Annotated in this window: 14 protein-coding genes and 2 pseudogenes; 9 read left to right on the top strand and 7 right to left on the bottom strand. The window is 60.3% G+C overall.

Annotated elements, in window-relative coordinates; translation table 11 throughout:
* Window positions 1–5: 5 nt before the first annotated feature.
* Window positions 6–919 (bottom strand): annotated as a pseudogene (locus BMZ83_RS15525) (MarR family transcriptional regulator).
* Between the two features lie 715 nt (window positions 920–1,634).
* On the opposite strand from BMZ83_RS15525, the gene BMZ83_RS15520 reads away from it, so the two are divergent.
* Complete coding sequence (locus BMZ83_RS15520) at window positions 1,635–2,024, top strand: hypothetical protein (protein WP_079990229.1); 390 nt, start codon at window positions 1,635–1,637, stop codon at window positions 2,022–2,024.
* 2 nt (window positions 2,025–2,026) lie between these two features.
* Entirely contained in the window at window positions 2,027–2,356 is a 330-nt protein-coding gene (locus BMZ83_RS15515; protein ID WP_074880786.1) for a hypothetical protein, read from the top strand.
* A gap of 132 nt (window positions 2,357–2,488) precedes the next feature.
* Here the strand turns inward: BMZ83_RS15515 and BMZ83_RS17285 are convergent, their stop codons facing one another.
* Complete coding sequence (locus BMZ83_RS17285; RefSeq protein WP_245748707.1) at window positions 2,489–3,313, bottom strand: hypothetical protein; 825 nt, start codon at window positions 3,311–3,313, stop codon at window positions 2,489–2,491.
* Window positions 3,314–3,566: 253 nt separating this feature from the next.
* On the opposite strand from BMZ83_RS17285, the gene BMZ83_RS15505 reads away from it, so the two are divergent.
* Window positions 3,567–4,646 carry a transcription initiation factor IIB gene (locus BMZ83_RS15505; protein WP_074880783.1) on the top strand — a complete coding sequence of 360 codons (1,080 nt, stop codon included), beginning with the start codon at window positions 3,567–3,569 and terminating at the stop codon, window positions 4,644–4,646.
* 195 nt (window positions 4,647–4,841) lie between these two features.
* Window positions 4,842–5,228, top strand: a complete 387-nt coding sequence (locus tag BMZ83_RS17150) for a hypothetical protein (protein ID WP_206674360.1) — start codon at window positions 4,842–4,844, stop codon at window positions 5,226–5,228.
* Between the two features lie 288 nt (window positions 5,229–5,516).
* Here BMZ83_RS17150 and BMZ83_RS15495 read toward each other — a convergent pair whose 3' ends face one another.
* Window positions 5,517–6,956 (bottom strand): hypothetical protein, encoded by a 1,440-nt coding sequence (locus BMZ83_RS15495; RefSeq protein WP_074880781.1) that lies wholly within the window; start codon window positions 6,954–6,956, stop codon window positions 5,517–5,519.
* Between the two features lie 342 nt (window positions 6,957–7,298).
* On the opposite strand from BMZ83_RS15495, the gene BMZ83_RS15490 reads away from it, so the two are divergent.
* Window positions 7,299–8,129, top strand: a complete 831-nt coding sequence (locus tag BMZ83_RS15490; RefSeq protein WP_074880778.1) for a type IV toxin-antitoxin system AbiEi family antitoxin domain-containing protein — start codon at window positions 7,299–7,301, stop codon at window positions 8,127–8,129.
* Between the two features lie 62 nt (window positions 8,130–8,191).
* On the opposite strand, the gene BMZ83_RS15485 is transcribed toward BMZ83_RS15490, so the two are convergent.
* Window positions 8,192–8,680 (bottom strand): helix-turn-helix domain-containing protein, encoded by a 489-nt coding sequence (locus BMZ83_RS15485; protein WP_074880775.1) that lies wholly within the window; start codon window positions 8,678–8,680, stop codon window positions 8,192–8,194.
* A gap of 115 nt (window positions 8,681–8,795) precedes the next feature.
* On the opposite strand from BMZ83_RS15485, the gene BMZ83_RS15480 reads away from it, so the two are divergent.
* Window positions 8,796–9,596 (top strand): hypothetical protein, encoded by an 801-nt coding sequence (locus tag BMZ83_RS15480; RefSeq protein WP_079990228.1) that lies wholly within the window; start codon window positions 8,796–8,798, stop codon window positions 9,594–9,596.
* Between the two features lie 45 nt (window positions 9,597–9,641).
* Here the strand turns inward: BMZ83_RS15480 and BMZ83_RS15475 are convergent, their stop codons facing one another.
* A complete protein-coding gene (locus BMZ83_RS15475) occupies window positions 9,642–10,859 on the bottom strand; it encodes an RNA-guided endonuclease InsQ/TnpB family protein (RefSeq protein WP_074880772.1) in 1,218 nt (405 codons plus the stop codon).
* A 414-nt stretch (window positions 10,860–11,273) separates the two neighbouring features.
* On the opposite strand from BMZ83_RS15475, the gene BMZ83_RS15470 reads away from it, so the two are divergent.
* On the top strand, window positions 11,274–12,524 hold the full coding sequence (locus BMZ83_RS15470) for an RNA-guided endonuclease InsQ/TnpB family protein (protein ID WP_074880769.1): 1,251 nt from the start codon (window positions 11,274–11,276) through the stop codon (window positions 12,522–12,524).
* Between the two features lie 494 nt (window positions 12,525–13,018).
* Here BMZ83_RS15470 and BMZ83_RS15465 read toward each other — a convergent pair whose 3' ends face one another.
* Window positions 13,019–13,639, bottom strand: coding sequence for a hypothetical protein (locus tag BMZ83_RS15465; protein ID WP_143077021.1), 621 nt, complete (start codon window positions 13,637–13,639; stop codon window positions 13,019–13,021).
* A 181-nt stretch (window positions 13,640–13,820) separates the two neighbouring features.
* Here BMZ83_RS15465 and BMZ83_RS15460 point away from each other — a divergent pair.
* Both BMZ83_RS15460 and BMZ83_RS15455 read left to right on the top strand, forming a co-directional pair.
* Window positions 13,821–14,455, top strand: a pseudogene (locus tag BMZ83_RS15460) (IS6 family transposase).
* Window positions 14,456–14,509: 54 nt separating this feature from the next.
* Window positions 14,510–15,769, top strand: a complete 1,260-nt coding sequence (locus tag BMZ83_RS15455; protein WP_074880761.1) for an amidohydrolase — start codon at window positions 14,510–14,512, stop codon at window positions 15,767–15,769.
* A 1-nt stretch (window position 15,770) separates the two neighbouring features.
* On the opposite strand, the gene BMZ83_RS15450 is transcribed toward BMZ83_RS15455, so the two are convergent.
* On the bottom strand, window positions 15,771–16,557 hold a 787-nt coding region (locus BMZ83_RS15450; RefSeq protein WP_074880758.1), incomplete at its 5' end, for a succinylglutamate desuccinylase/aspartoacylase family protein.

The following is a 16,557-nucleotide window of genomic DNA, read 5'->3' as shown; positions in this document are numbered from 1 at the left end:
AACGTTCAGACTTCGTAATCAGCCGCCAGCTGCTGGAACTCGTCCCACTCCGGGAGCCGCTCGTCATCAACCTCGCCGTGCGTCTCGAGGTAGCGCAGCAAGGCGTCGATTTCGTCTTCGAGGCCATACTTCGCCGCCTGCTCTCGGAGGTCCGCCTCGTCGACGTCGACGTGGCTGAGCAGGAGGAGACAGACGAGCGGTGGCGGCTGCCGTCGTCGATCAGCAGCGTGTGACAGCAGAGCTCCGCCGGCGAGACTGCGTCGAGGTCCTCGGAGTAGACGTAGTAGCGATGGCCGGTAAGCAGGAACTGGAGGTCGAAGGCTGCGAACCGAGCAAGGCCGGTTTCGTGGAACGCCGCCGCGTCGATCTCCGTCTCTGCCTGCGCGAGGAATTCGTCGTAGTCCTCCCAGAGAATCGTCCCCTTCGGGGCAACGGCTTCGAGGCGCTGGCGATGTAGATGATGTGCGAGTTCCCGGGCGAACTCGTGGAGGCGGTCGAAGTCGGCGTTGAACTCGTAGTGGCCGTCGGCCGTCCCGACGAGCCCACGGTCGCGAAACCGCTTGAGCACGCGGTTGACCGTGTTGCGGTAGTTGTCGCTCCGGTCGGCGATCTCGGAGACAGTTCGCGGCTGGTCGAGGTAGTACAGCACCTCGAGTGCCTTGCCGGTCAGCAGCTCGGGGAACTCGATGTGGGAGTGCTGGCGGACGAGGTCCCGATAGAGTTCGACGGCACGAGCATCCGATGGGACGACTCGTTTTCGCCGCCCGTCGCGTTCCGTGTAGACGAGCCCCTTCTCGACGAGGTCGGCGACGGCACGAGAGAGGTAACTCTCGCTGTGGTCGAGCTTCGTCGCGAGCTCGGAGATCGTGTCGCCGCGGTCGACCGTGGCGAGGACCTCGAGTTCGATACGCCGGAGCACGGTGTAACATAGTACGAAACTTATTTATAAAGAAGTTTCGGGTAGTGTTACAGTCAGCAGGCACGGAAGCCGGCCCCATCGCCTTAACCAACAAACCTATGGATTCGTGGGCCATGTTGGTTAACTCTCCGTCTGAGTCGGACTGTGAACGCGTGTCCTCTCAGGATATCGAGAGGGTGGGGTGTAGTGCTGTCTCTCTTATACTGAACCCTCGTCGGGTAATTTTGAGTGGGTCCAGCGTCCCGAATTCGCGGGAATCGGGGTTCTATCGGCATCTCTCGGGAGAGGGCCGCCATCCAGCGAGGCGTTCTTGACACGGGCCATTCGTGGCTTTCATCGGTACTCTCCGAATTTTCCCCACTTACCCCGTGGTCGAGCAATTTTAGCGAAATAGTGGTGGGCCAGCACCCCGTCGAGGTATTTTCTACTCCCTTAAATCGGCCCGACGAGGTTCTTCTTCGATTTGAGGCCGATATTCCGCCCTGCATATCGCGGAATTCGTCCAAAGAAAGAGGCGATATGCAATGTGCGAAGGCCGCCGGCTCTCTCAGGCCGAGGGGCCGTCTCTGGAGTCCTAACTTTTGGAATGTATCAGTTTGAGAGCACAGTCTCGTCTCCTGGGTCACCGGAGCGTTCGTCGTCCCAACGACCAGCCTGATTTATCAGGTTTGCCTCCTCGAGAGCCCTGTCTGTGAGTCCGTCTCGTGGGTCCCCGATGTTGATGACGGCGGCGCGCGTCCCGTGGGATATGGACTGTCCTGCGTGCGGTGGCCCGGTCACGCTCGAGGTCGGGCCGGACCGACTGCCGTCGACGTCATTGTCCGACGCGGTTCTCGATGCTGCCGAAGGCGAGCGTCTCGGCGTCGTCCGGACGTGCTGGGACTGTGGGTGGCAGGAGGAGCGTTGGCTCCGCGTCGAGGCAATCGAGACGACCGCCGGCGATGCTGATGCGATCGAGCGAGCCCGCCTTCTGGAGGAGATCACCGATGAACTCGCGGCCATCGAGGCGCTCGGGACGCTGGAGGACACGCTTGCGGAGGTTCGTCGACAGCGACGGCTGGAGCCAGCGGCGGAAGACACGAACGAGGACGTGACGGAGGAGTAGTGATGACCGACTCTGAGCCCCTCTATGACGTTCGTGAGCGCACGGGGAATCCCGAGCATCCATTGGTTGATGACGTCGTCAACCTCGTCCTCGAGCGGGCGGAGAACCCACGAGAGGACCACCAAGACGCCCACCTGGACGAAGCGATGGCGACTCTCGTCGACAGATATGGCTCGGAGACTGTCCGGACTATTATCCATCGGATTCTCGTTGAGGAGTATCCGTTTCGAACTGCTACGGCGGACCTCGACGTCGACAACGTCGACGGCGTCCGAATCGGGACGGCGGCCGGCCAATTCCTTGCAGAGCTGAACGCGCGACAGGACGATTGAGATTGATTCTTACCGCAGCGTCCGGGGTATGCTTCTGACAGTGCCGACGGTAGCGTTGGTTGTTAGCGAATCCTGTAGTGATTCCTATATCCCCGAATACGGCCATCTACCGCGATATCCCCTTTCTTCGTCCTACAACAGGTATGGGACATAGGGACCGAAGGCAATGAGCAGCCCACTCAGTACGTGGGGCCACTCGTTCGACAGTTTCCAATTCTCGATCAGCAGATGCAGGTACCACATACTGACCACGAGCAGAAGGCCGGTAGTCTGGACGACGACGAACGGAAAAGGCTCGACCAGCTGGGGAATGACGACATCAATCAGGAGGCCAGCGCCGACACCGACGCCGAGAATGATCAGGAGCGCCCGTTCCTTGCTCTGGAGTGTCTGCCGGCTTCGAAACGAGATGTCGCTCGTACTGTAGGCGAAGTGCGTAATCATCCCGGCGGCAACCCCCTTCAGTGCCATCACCAGCAACTGTCGTAGCTGCGTGAATCCGTCAAGCGACGCCAGAAGTTGGTCCAGGGCCCGGACATCGACGAGCGCAACGAGGACGACGATGGAGCCAATCCCGAGCGGCCAGACGTGTTCGGGGTCGATGTACTCACTGTCCGCAGCCCACGACATAATCGCATCATAGAGGCCAGCCATTCGGGTGCCGATAGCCAGCCCGCAATTGTAAAGTATCATCGTCGAAAGCCCTCGGCCGCTCGACGCCCCGCGACCCTCGCTGCGCGCCTCGTTACACTTGGCGCTTACGGGGTCGGGGGACGGTCGAGGCGGCCTCGCCCTTTCTGAGTCCGCCAGGTAGTGGCCTGGTTCCTCATCGACGACCTCGGCTGTCCGGTGTGTCTCGAACGGCTCGAGCCGCTCGCCGCTGCCGCCCTCCGCGTCGCTCGCGACCGACCATTCCGGGCGGTCTGCCTGCAGTAGCGGGCGGACTGCCGGGCTCAAGTGCATGTACCCTCGACGCCAGCGGGAAAGCGCGGGGGGGCTGCGCGGCGTGGCTGCTCACCTCCCACGCTTTCTCCGCTGGTCGCTCGCTCCGGGCGGGTCGGCGCGCGGCGCTGGTTGTGTCCCTCCGTGCGGGCGCTCGCGAAGGCGCGAGCGAGAGCGCGCAGACGGCTCTGTCGGTCGTGACATCGAGGAAACCGCGGTTTGGGGCCGCGGTGTCGGGCGCTGTGGTGAGCGCCTTCGGGAAACTGCAATGTCGAGTAACAACCCGAGCGAAAAGACGGTTTCGGACGTACAGACTACGACCACCGAGGAAGGCGGTCACGAGCCGACGGTCGAACACGAGCCGTCGGGCCGGTCGGCCTGTCCGGAGTGTAAGGGGCGGGTGATCACCGAAGACGAGCAGTCGTTCTGCACGGACTGCGGGCTGATCGTCGCCGACGAGTGGGTGGACCTGAGCCCGACGCTGAACGACCTGGGCCTGGTCGGAGACACCGACCAGAGCATCGAGACGGTGGATCCGCTGCGGACGGACAAGGGCCTGCACACGAAGATCGGGAGGAACACCGACGGTCGCGGTAATCCCCTGAGCAACGAGCAGTGGGAAAAGGTCCAGCGCCTCCGGAAGTGGCACAAACGGATGCAGTTCGGCGAGAAGCGCAAGCGGACGAAGCGGCTCAACGAGGGGCTCCGGGACGTCGAGATGATCGGCGGCAACCTGAGCTTGCCGGACCACGTCGTCAAGATGGCGGCACAGTTCCTCCAAAGCGCCTCGGAAGCGCGGTTGCCGGGCGGGCGGATGGCCTGGGAGGCACTCGCCGGCGGCGCCGTCCTCCTGGCCGCGCGGGCCGCATCGGTCAACCGGGACGAGATCGACGTCGCGGTCGCGACGCACACCAAAGCGCCCCACGAGCGGGTGTGCGCTGCGGCGCGGAAGATCCGGTGCGAGTGCGGGTTTGACGCGCCGCTCATCAGGCCCAACGCCGTGATGGCGGTCGTCGACGCGCTCGATGACGACGCCATCCCCGGGGCGCGAGCCGTGCGGACGTGGCGACTGGCCCAACACCTGATGAAACTCGGCGATCAGGTGCCGGTCGGGCCGGGAACGCCACGGTGTACCGTCGCGGCGTCGGCGCTGTACGCGGCGGATCGGCTGCTCTCGCGCAAGCACCTCACCCAGGAGCAGGTCGCCGCGGCGGCGAGCACGATCGTGCCGACGTCCCGGAATCGGATCGCGCGGTACAGTCGGGAGCTCGTCGACGCCTACGAGGTCGAACACGGCACCGACGACCCGGGTGTCGGCCTCGAAGAGGAACGGGACACCCTCCGCTGAGCGGGGCACTCCCCCGTTTTTTAGTGGCGACCACCGCCCGTGGACGCCCCTCCGCCCCACCCACCGCTCCGTGCTCGCTCCCTGCGGTCGCTGCGCGCGCAGCCACAACCTCGCTAACACCTGATGGAGTCTCATCAACGGGGATAGGGACGGTGTGTGGTTTGTCGCATCCAAGAGGGGCGGAGTGAGTGACTAATGAACGCTGTTCCATCGTACACCGTCGATAGAGAGACCGCAGCGACGCTCCGAGAATGGTTGTTCGAGAACGCTGTCGAGAAACACGGGGAGTCCGAGATCTCCGAGCCACTCGCTGAACTGGCGGCCGCCATCGATGGCGTGCTCTACAAGCAGGCAGAGGCCGTCGAACTCGGTGTATGGGCACAGATGGATCCTCTGGGTCACCGAGACACATCACACGTCGACGGGAGCTCAGTCGATAAGCCCCGATCAGATGACGCACGCGACCCAGCCGAGCCTGCTGCTCTCGATGTGGGCATCAGTAAGCCAGATCGCATCTACGACACGCTTCCCGATTCGGCCTGGCAGCTCGATTACAAGCAGTCCATGACGAACCAGGAGTGATCTCCGACAGTAGCGTCTCACGGCAGGGCGACACCGACAGCGACCTCCCGCACACGACGGCAACAGCATCGTCCATCAGTCCGATATCGCACCGCGTACGAGTGTTCCGTGTGCGGGAGCGTTCGTGAGTTAGAAACCTCGCTTCGAGTCTGTGCGTTCGTCGATGAGTGTCCCAGCTGCGGAGCAGTCGCTCGCTTTACTGCGGGCGGGATTCCCACACCGTTCAGGAAGAGCTGAAGACGCCTATTACAGTCTCTTTCAGCCAGTTCCCTTGACTGTCGGAGATAGCTACGGAAACACCTGATAGAAGCCGGTCAAGCCGGTTTGACGGATTCGATCACAGGTCTCGATGAACGTCGCTCCCTCATCGTCCTCTCTGCGTTGCTCGATGAAATCCGGATAGCCGAGCAACTGGAGGTACGCATTAGCAAACTGGATGAGCGTCTTCACTGCGGCCTTCATGAAGTGGTATGGTTCAATGTAGCCCGCAGCAGCCCAGTCTGCCTGATACAAGCCCCACTCAGTGAGCGGATCATAGGGTAAGGGATCGTCATCTATCTCGCGGTAGTACCGCTCGAAGGCATCCCGATCTGCCTCGTTGAACCGGTCAAGCGGGATGGCTCCCGCTGTCCAACCCTGATCGGCATCCTCGAGGAGACTGTCCTGATATCCCCCGCGATGGACTACGAGCGGTCGGAGAACATAGACCAGATTGATGTACGCCATGTGGTCCGCGATGTGATCACGAAGATCGGTGTTTACCTCCCGTACTTCATTCAGAAAGTCCCGTCCCCGGTTGTTCGAGAGCGAAATGAACTCTTTGCGAATGTCGTCGATAGCATACTTCTCCGCGGTCTTGAGGGCTAGTGTATCGAAAACGCCAGTGATCAGGGAGATCGCATTGTCGAAATGGTACTGGACGTTGAGCTGCGTCCGGTTATCTGGCTCCTGAAAATACTGATACCCGATCTCATCGACGGCGATAAGCAAGTTCTGAAATCGGATGCTAAATCCCCGTAGATAGTCGTCAACCGCGTCGGCCTCCACGTGATACCGCGGAACCAACGCCCGGAAGAGATGCCAGTACCAGCCGAACATTCCGACGGTGAGGTTCGGACTAGCGTAGAACTGCTCCCGATACCGGATGTAGAGCCCGAGATACTCGACTGCCTCGCTGAGGCTCATGATATTCAGCTGCCCACCAGGGAAGTGCGCTTCGAACCACCGTCGGTTGGTGAGGAGGACCGTTCGGTTCGTGATGAACAGGTGTCCCTCATCACGATGGTTGAGCGCGGCGTGGACGAACACCTGCCGGACTGTCGCCAGGTCTCGATCGGTGACGTCCTCTACTTCGGTCGCATACGCGTCGACGTCATCGGAGAAGACTCGTGCTGTAGTCCGCCGAATCGCCCGTTCCTGATATCCGAACAGATACGAGAATGACGTGGTTGTTTGCTGCCCATCATCATCGCTCCGGACAACTCGAGCCCCGTTCTCTGCCGTCTCAATTGTATACGGTGGGATACACTCAAGCTCCTCATGCCGTGGCGTGTCTGGCGACCGAATGAATTCGAACTCGCGGTTCGCTGCATAGTCGAGTACCCGCTGGGCGGCATCGTTACCATCGGCGAGCTGCTCGTTCAGTGACGCGGTATCCACCAGTACGCGCAGCGGGTCCTCACCGTCACGTGAATCATGGTCTCGACGGATGATATCGCGTGGGTTCATACCTGTGTCTCGTAGTGCCGGCAAGTCAATGCTGTGGGCAAGTCAACGCTGTGGGCACGTCAACAAGCCCCTCCACCTTGTTTTTGAATACGATCGGGATTTTGTATCGAATGACTAATTCGAACTCGATCCAATGTCCCATCAATAGTTGGACCAGCCAGAAGACGGGGTTGGAAGATACTGCCGACAGAATCTGCCACATCCGATTTGTTCATCCACAGTCTCCACGGTTCTTAACCAACACATATCTATTGGATGATTTTGTGTTGGTTAAGGAAGCTAAGAAGGATGAGGCAAGGCTAAAGCAGGTCTGAGACTATATTCTATGTAAGAAACGCAGGTATGAGTATCATAGAACAATCGCAAAATATACGCCAGGGTCTCTCGACTCGAGAAAGTCGACTCCTTGCACGACTCGCTGGCGCAGGTCACCAGATCATCTCCGTCGACGACATCGAGACGACGCTGGAGGTTTCCCCGAACACCGCCCGCGAGATCGCAGCCCGGCTCACCGAGAAGGGCTGGCTCGACCGGCTCTTCCCGGGCACGTATCTCATCATCCCACTGGCTGCCGGCGAGGAAGGCGTGTACACAACCCACGAGTACCTCATCGCCGCCCACGTCGCCAAGCCGATGTACATCGGCTACTTCAGCGCCCTTAGCCACCACGGGCTGACCGAACAGGTCCCCCAGACGGTGTATGTCGTTACGCCGACCCGAGCGCAAAGCCGGGCGATCCACGGCGTCCCGTACCGCGTCACGACAGTCACCAAGCGGAAATTCTTCGGCTTTGAGCCGACATCCATCGAGGGCACGACCGTTCAGGTCAGCGACCTGGAGAAGACGCTGGTCGACTGTGCGGACCACCCCGAGTTCTGTGGCGGCCTTCGGGAACTCGCAACCGCGATGCGTACTGCCGACGAACGGGGGTGCGACTGGGTCACTGTCGGCGAGTACCTCGAACGCCTCGACAACGGCGCTGCGACCAAGCGGATCGTCTACCTCGCCGACCAGCTCGGCATCGACCTCCCCGCCCGCGAGGAACTCGTCGCGTCGTTCACAAGTGGCTATTCCCCACTGGACCCGACGCGGCCCGACACCGGATCGACCGACAGTACGTATCGCCTCCGGATCAACGTCGAGCCAGCCATGCTGGAGCCCACGGAGTCCTGACCTAGGTACGAAGTCGGCGTACCTTCTCTGCAGCGTCGAGAACGGTGCTGTTCAACGACGAACTATGGGTTTGTGCCACCATCGACGGCGTCGAGATCGGGCTCGTCGAACTCGAGGGCTTCCGCGACGGCATCCGGAAGCTCCGGGCGAGGGGCCGATTCGTGGCGCTCGATTTTCTCGGTCTTGCGCGTGTTTTCGTAGAGGGCACGTGCGACCGGAAGCCCACGGAGATACTTGTAGTCGTGGAGGACCTCGACCCCCCGCTCTGTGAATCCGTAGAACTGGGAGGGGAGATCACGTTTCCCCTCGCTTGGTTCGTACGTGTAGCGTGCGAGGAACCCGGCGTCGATCAACGTCTCCAACTGGTCTTTGATGGCCGCCTGGCTCTTCCCGGTCATATACTCGAGTTCGGCGAGCGACATTAGATGGGCGGGATGGCCCAGCAGCTCCTGGATGATGAGATGGCGCGTATCCTGGGACAGCAGCTTGAACAGCCGCTGCTGTTCCGCGAACGGCCCTGCATCGGCCGCACCAGTGTCGGTTTCGCTCATACGTGCTGGTACGAGGTAGGGCGCTATAACAGTTAGGGTCACCCAAGTTGGTTAATCCAGAAAAAACCAAAGTGATTCAGAAGGGATAAGGTGGTGTGGTTTGAATCGGCAGCTAATGACCGACCCAAGCCCGCTGCCGGACGCTGGGGAGATTATGACCGTTGTTCACGAGGCCGTCGGGGGCATCGAACTTGAGCCTGCAGAGAAACGGGAAATCTGGCGGTTCACCCAGCGTGAATTGCCGTATCTCTGGAGTCAGCGGACATCGTATTTCATCTTGGGGAGCTATCGCGACCCCTATATCCGCCGGCTTCGCGCCGTCCAGAACGAACTCACGAAGCAGCTCGGTGCCTATCCGTTCATCATGGGTGATCTCCTCGAACTTCCGACTGACCGCCTCAATACGTTCGATATCATGTTTTCGTTGCTCGCGACGTACAGCGACTACATCGTTGGGGTCTTCGAGAAGGAGAGTGGTGGGGAGGCGCCTGAATTGGGCGAGATCGATGACCCGCCGTATTTCGACAAGTCGTACGTGTTCCCACGTGATTACGCGTGGGTGACTGACGAGAACCTTGACTCGCCACAGCACGTCATTCAGGCCGCCCTTGAGATAGCGTTCACAGACGATTTGTCGGCGGATGAAGTCCAAGCAAACGTCGAGTCGCTCGTTGATCGCGCCCAAGAGAGCGGTCTCGACATCGACGAACAGGGGGTGTGGGATGTGATCGACGACCGGGCAGATGAGGACGAAGAGCCGGCAACGTACAGTTGGGTCCATCTCAACAAATTCCGTAAATTCGAACTCCACGAACGGTGCTTCCCGTGGACGACAGAGGACGAACTTCGAACTGCGGTTGACGAACTCCCGTCCCCGACACCACGTCCGGAGTGGGAAGAGCGTAAGGACCAGTAAATCGCCTCGGGGTCAAGCCCCGAGGCTTTCGCGTGGACTCCCGTTCTATGCCCCTGTAGAGGCAGGGGGGACGTACTCCCCGCTCACGTTCAGCGTCCCGCGATTCAAGCGCACATCTACGGGTGCGCCTCCATCGTCTGCATTTTGCCGACGACGGAGATACTGCAAACCGATGTTCTTCGCACCGTTGTAATCTGCGTGATTCTCGTACCCACACTTCTGACACTCGAACGACTCTTGGTGGCGGTTGTCGTTGTGGGTAAACCCACACGTCGAGCAACGCTTCGACGTGTTACGCGGGTCAACCTGCACAGCTTCGATGCGGTGTTCTTCGGCCTTGTATTCGACGTACTCGTAGAGGCGTCGGAACGCCCAGACGTGTTGCCACGTCGCCTCGGGGATGTTCTCCCGAATGTGGGTCAAATCCTCGAACACGATATGCGAACAGTCGCTCTCGACGGCCTCCTCGATGATCTCATTCGCCACAGTGTGTAGGTGTATCTCGAAACGTCCGTACTCTTTCTCCCCGACGTTCTCAATGTTCTCGTGGGCATAACGAGAACCACATTGTTGGAGTGACCCACGGCGTTTTTTATATTCTCGACGCCAGTGGTTGAACTCGTCTGCCGACCAGAATCGCCCCGTTGAAGCAACGGCGAGGTTATTCAAACCCAAATCCACACCGAGGACTGTTCTGTGCTCGGACTCGGATTCGGACGATTCCTCGCCTGCTTCGACCTTTCGCATCGAGGCGTGGAGATACCAGTCACCGTCGCGGTACTGTAAGTGCGCCATTCGAAACTCGAAGTCCCCGTTGGAGACGTACTTCGTTGGCGGCGTCTCCGAGCCGTCGGGAAGGATGTAGTCGCACGCAACGCGCCCGTCAACGGTGGAGTGGGATACGTGGTCGCGGTGGAACGTTGCACTTCGTTTGTCGTACACCGCGCTGTCTGCCGAAAAATACGGTTGCGACGTGTTTTCTCCACGTTTGAGCCGTTCGACTCCGCTTTTGACGGATTCAACAGCTCTGCGAATCCCTTTCTGGACGAGATTTGCAGTGAGGTCGGTTTCGTCGCGGAGTTGGTCGTAGAGGGCACGTTCCGCATTGGCTTTCGAGGTGACGTGGTATCCGTCGTCGCCGTGCCAGCACCAGTCGCTCGCGGTGTTGGCGCAGTATTTGAATTGCTCGACAGTCTCTTCGAGGAGCGAGTCGGCCCCTTCGGGAGTGTCGAGTTTGATGACGGCGGTGCGACGGGATTCCACTGTGTTTTCACAAATATAGCTGGTGTTACTTATACATTTATTTGTTATCCTGCCATCGTGACGTGATTTATGTCATCCGTGGCCGGCTTCCTCCCCGACCTCATGGGTCGGGGCATCCACCTTGCCGATCTGTGAATTATCCTGTCCTACTCGCTTGGCGGTACAGCGGTAGCGAGGCGAAATCCCACCCGTTAACGGGTGGAATAAAGTCGACAACTGGGTAGCAAACCACGAATGTTGGCCCGCCTGATATTCCCTCTCTTTAATAATATTCAGCTATCTTTTCGAGGAGAGAATCCCGTGCTTCAGGCGGGAGTGAATCCGACTACACCTACACAGTCCACCGACGACACTCTGGCCGGATATTCAACGCCAATCCACACTATTAAGTTAGTTTGTCTACATTGGCTATGTATGGCGATTGAGGTCACACGCACCTACGTTGGTTCCATCAAGAACCACCGACAGGTCTGCGATGGCCTCGATTCGCTCGGCGGTTCCGCCTCGAAAATTTGGAACGTTGCACGATGGACAGCCGGCCGCATCTGGAACGCAACCGGACAAATACCAGATGAAGGGACGTTGAAAGCGTATATGAAGAACCAGTCATGCTGGAAAGACTTGAACGCACAATCCAGTCAGAAAGTCATCGAACAACTTTCCGACGCTTTCCAGTCATGGTTCGACTTGCGACAGACCGATCCAGAGGCGAATCCGCCCGGCTACCGCAAACACGGCGACGAACGCCCCCGGAGTACGGTCACGTTCAAAACAGATGGGTTCAATCACGACCCCGAGAACAACCGCGTCCGGCTCTCCAAGGGGAAGAACCTGAAAGACCACCGCTCGGACTTCATCCTCTGCGAGTACCAGACCCGGCCCGATATTGACCTTTCAGAGGTCAGTAGGGTGCAGAACGTTCGGGCGGTCTGGAACGGCGAGGAGTGGGAACTCCACTTCGTCTGCAAAGTCAAACTCGAAACGAACGACTCCGCAGGCGACGAAGTGGCGGGGATTGATCTCGGCATCAAGAATATCGCCACGGTTGCGTTCCCCGACGAATACGTCCTGTATCCCGGCAACTCGCTTAAACAGGACAAGCACTACTTCAAGCATACTGAGTACGATACAGAGGGTGAGAACGGGCCGTCCGAGAAGTCGATGTGGGCACGACAGAAACTCACAGACCGCAAGACGCACTTCTACCACACGCTCACGGACACCATCATTACTGAGTGTGTCGAACGCGGTGTTGGCACGCTTGCGGTGAGTTGGCCCGAAGACGTCCGAGAATCCGATTGGGGCAAGACCGGCAACAAGAAGTTGCACTCGTGGGCGTTCGACCGCATCTACCAGTACCTTGAGTACAAGGGCGAGAGACGCGGTGTTGAGGTGCTGAAGGAGAACGAGTGGAACACCTCGAAGACGTGTTCGTCGTGCGGTGATGACACGGAGTCGAACCGTGTCGAGCGTGGGTTATACGTCTGCTCGTCGTGCGGGTTAGTCGGGAATGCGGATTGTAATGGGGCGGAGAACATGCGACAAAAGATAACTCCGAGTCCTCAGGGTGAGGATAGGAGTAACGGCTGTGTGGCACAGCCATCGACACACTTGTTCGACCGCGAGAGCGGGATGTTTCGCACGAGAGAACAGATCGTGTCGTAGACCAGCAAATATCCCACCTGCGGGACGGGAAGCCCGGTCGTTTACGACGGGGAGGATGTCACCTAAGGCGGAGTTCGCAGAGAAAATTCGGACCCTCGAGTAAGCGGCGTACGTTAGTCCTGGAGCGTCGCGACTGTTCGGCCCGTCTCCTCGGCCTCTTCGCTCCGCGACATCCCGTATGTTGCGAGAGCCTCTTCAACCGCGTCGTCCAGACTCATTGGTCAGGCAAACCTTGGCTCTGCCGACGGATAAAGTCTCGCACGATTTGCGTTTATCATTGCATCGGCTAACTCGTCAACCGAGCAGGACCGATCCCGCAAACAGTCGATAACCCGTAGCTCCGCCCCCTCTCACAAATTCCAATCTCTCTGATGTATTCATAACCATATCGGTGAGAGTGGAATACAGACTCTTGGCGCTCAGATCGAGTCGTCAAATAGTGGGACGGTTGTGCAACCGTATTTTGGAGAGGCAATTCGATCTGCGAGTCCGAACTACTCGGGAGGCGACGTGAACAGGCGCCGATACTCATCAAGCCACTCGATCTCGTGGTACGTCACGTCATTCTGAATGTCGTATTCAAGCGGGAGTGGATCCGAACGGTGGGTCGTGAATGTGAGGTTGATTTCGACACAGGGGCCGTGCTCTGAGACGCATTCGAAGCCATCGTCAAAGGGGTATACAGCGCTAAACCAGCGAATCTGGAAACCAAAGTGGTCACACACATCTCTGACGACTGCAGCATCGCAATAGGGCGTGTGGACCCACAGTTCCCCGCCAGCGTACGCCTGATCTTTGACGCACCAGACTGCATCAAGGGAGCGCAGAAACTCCGCAGCGCTATTGTAGTGCGCTTCAGTCAGGCGGTCCCACCAGTGGTACTCCTCGACGTCGTCAACGAGGAGCTGGAGGCAATCATCACACACATCATACGCCCGTTCACCAAGGGAAATTTCGTGGAGTTTGTCGGACTGGGTGGTGTCACACGCATCGCACGGCGGGGAAGCACCACTGCACTGGCATCCGGAGGATGATCGCCGTTCGGTGCTGTTGGAACATCCGCTGTTTGCACTCCCTGGCTTCTGAGATCCGTTTGAGTCGGTATTCTCGGTCATTGGTATCTAACCGAGAACCGCCAGTCACGCCGTGTGACTGGGCTCCCGGCTAGAACCGAACCGACGATCGGCCACTCATCTATCGCCATAGAGAGCAGGTTGGTGTAAATAGTTTCCGTGGGTCCGACGGCGGTGTTCAGATAAGGATGAAGAGTGAGGCGGAGCGGTTTTCAGCTTATCTATGGCAGAAATCGCCCGCCTCAACGGTCGTTTGAGCGAGATTGAGTTAGGCTTTGTGGAGCGAGAAGCAACACCAGAGAAGTTTATGAAGCTCGGTATTCAGCTCCATCTCCGAGGACTATCACTTTCGAATACCATCTCTGTTCTCGATAAGTTCGGTGTTGACCGGGCTCGATCAACCCTCCACAACTGGGTTCACAAGGCCGACCTACAGCCGGAGGAAGGTCAAGATCCGGATCACGTTGCAGTTGACGAGACCGTGATCCGACTGGATGATGAACAGTATTGGCTGTACGCTGCTGTCGATCCAGCAACAAACGATTTACTCCATACAAAGTTTGAACTAGTCCGAACCAACGCTTTCGCTCACGCGTTCTTCGCCGAACTCCGCGAGAAACACGACGTCGATGACGCCGTGTTTCTCGTCGATGGCGCCGCACCCCTCCAAGATGCTTGCTCTCGTCACGGCTTCGATTACAGATACGAAAACATGGTAATCGAAACAGCGTCGAACGTGTCTTTCGAGAGGTAAAGCGAAGAACTCTCTGTTTCTCGAACTGTTTCAGCAACGCAAGTCGAGAAACTGCTGACGAGTGGTTACGATCTTTCGCCTTCGCATGGAATCAGCTTATCTGAACACTACCTCGACCCGGCCGTCCAACTTTTCACGTTCCGCTCCCGAGCGTGCGTATGGCCACGCGAGAGCAGAGCCTCACCGAGATCCGCCGCGACCTGCACCGCTACCCCGAGGAGGGCTGGACCGAGTTCCGCACCACCGCGCTCGTCGCCGAGGAACTCGACGAGCGGGGGTTCGACCTCCACCTCGGCCCCGACGCCGTCGACCCGGAGGAACGCCTCGGCGTCCCCGACGAGGAGCGACTCGACGCCGCGCTCGAACGCGCCCGCGAACTCGGCTCCCCCGAGGAGTACCTCGAGCGGATGGAGGGCGTCACCGGCCTCGTCGCCGTGAAACGCTACGGCGACGGCCCGGTCGTCAGCGTCCGGGTCGACATGGACGCGCTCGCCCGGGACGAGGCCGAGGACGACGACCACCGACCAGCCCGCGAGGGGTTCGCCTCCGAGCACCCCGGCGAGATGCACGCCTGCGGCCACGACGGCCACACCGCCATCGGCCTCGGCATCGCGCGCGAACTCGACGAGCACGGCGGCTTCGACGGCACGCTGAAGCTGTTCTTCCAGCCCGCGGAGGAGGGCGGCCGCGGGGGCAAGCCGATGAGCGAGACCACCCACCTCGACGACGTCGACCACATGCTCGCGCTCCACCTCGGGCTGGGCGAGGAGACCGGCACTGTCGTCGCCGGCTACGACCGCCCGCTCTCGAACGCCAAACTGGACGTGACCTTCCACGGCGAACCCGCCCACGCCGGCGGCCAGCCCCATGCAGGCCGGAACGCCGCACAGGTGCTGGGGGCGGCGATCCAGAACCTCTACGCCATCCCGCGCCACGGCGACGGGAAGACGCGGGTCAACGTCGGCCAGGTCCGCTCCCCCAACGCCCAGAACGTCATCAGCGAGCGCGCCGAGTTCCGCATCGAGGTCCGGGGCGAGACCGCCGACCTGAACGAGTACATGCTCGGCAAGGCCCGCACGGTGGTCGAACACGCCGCCGGCATGCACGAGTGCGAGCACGAGACCTCGCTCTACGGCAAGACGACGACGTTCGAGTGCGACGAGTCGATGGTCGACGCCGTCAGCGAGGCCGCCGAGGGCGTCGATTCGGTCACGGACGTCAAGCGCCGGAAGGAGTTCGGCGGCAGCGAGGACGCCTCCTACCTCATCCGGCGGGTGCAGGAGAACGGCGGCGACGCCACCTACGTCGGCGTCGGCGCCTCGAACGTCGCGGGCCACCACACCGCCTACTTCGACATCGACGAGGACGCCCTCGAGGTCGGCGTCGACGTGACCTGCGAGACGATCCGGTCGCTGTGACTCACTCCTCGTCGTCGAGCAGCAGCGCGACGCCGACGAGGTTCGAGCCCACGGTCACCGTCGCCTCCTTCTCCAGCGAGTAGACGATGCCCTCGCGGTCGACGGTCACCTCCTGCAGCACCTCGTAGCTCGTCGGGTCGTACACGGTGCCGACGTAGTCGCCCGGCTCCACGTAGTCGCCGAGTTCGACCGAACCGTCGGCGTGGAACAGCCCGGATACCTCGGCCTTCACCCGGCCGAGGTGGTTGCGCGCGACGGTCGCGTTCGTCGGCGAGGTCTCGCCCGGCAGCATGTCGAGGTGCCGGAGCACGTCCAGCATCCCGGCGACGCCGGCGTCGATGGCGTCCTCGACCAGTTCCTTGTTGTGCGCGAGTTCGGGCGTGATGGTCGGAATCCCCTCCTGCGTGGCGGCGACGCGGAGCTTGCCGCCGAAGTCGCGGTCCTGCCACTCCGCGTCGGCGTCCTCGCCCGCTGCCTCGGCGAGCAGCAGGTCGATGTTGAACGCCTCCGCGAGCGCGCGGCACTCGGCGTCGCCCTTCAGGTAGACGGTGTGGGACAGCATCTCCAGCCCGCCGGTGTGGAGGTCGACGATGGCGTCGGCGTCGCTGGCGTACTCCCAGAGCTTGGCCGCCATGCGCTCGTGGAGCGTGCCGTTCTCGTCGCCGGGCCAGCAGCGGTTCATGTTCGCGTTCACCGAGTCCAGCGGCTCCGGCGCGGTGTAGGAGACGCGGTCGAACGTGATCGGGTCGGCCACGGGGACGGCGACCAGCGTGCCCGAGAAGTCGTCC

Origin of the sequence: Halolamina pelagica (genome assembly GCF_900115675.1) — an archaeon.
Classification (GTDB): domain Archaea; phylum Halobacteriota; class Halobacteria; order Halobacteriales; family Haloferacaceae; genus Halolamina; species Halolamina pelagica.
This window is presented reverse-complemented; position numbering and strand designations above follow the sequence as displayed.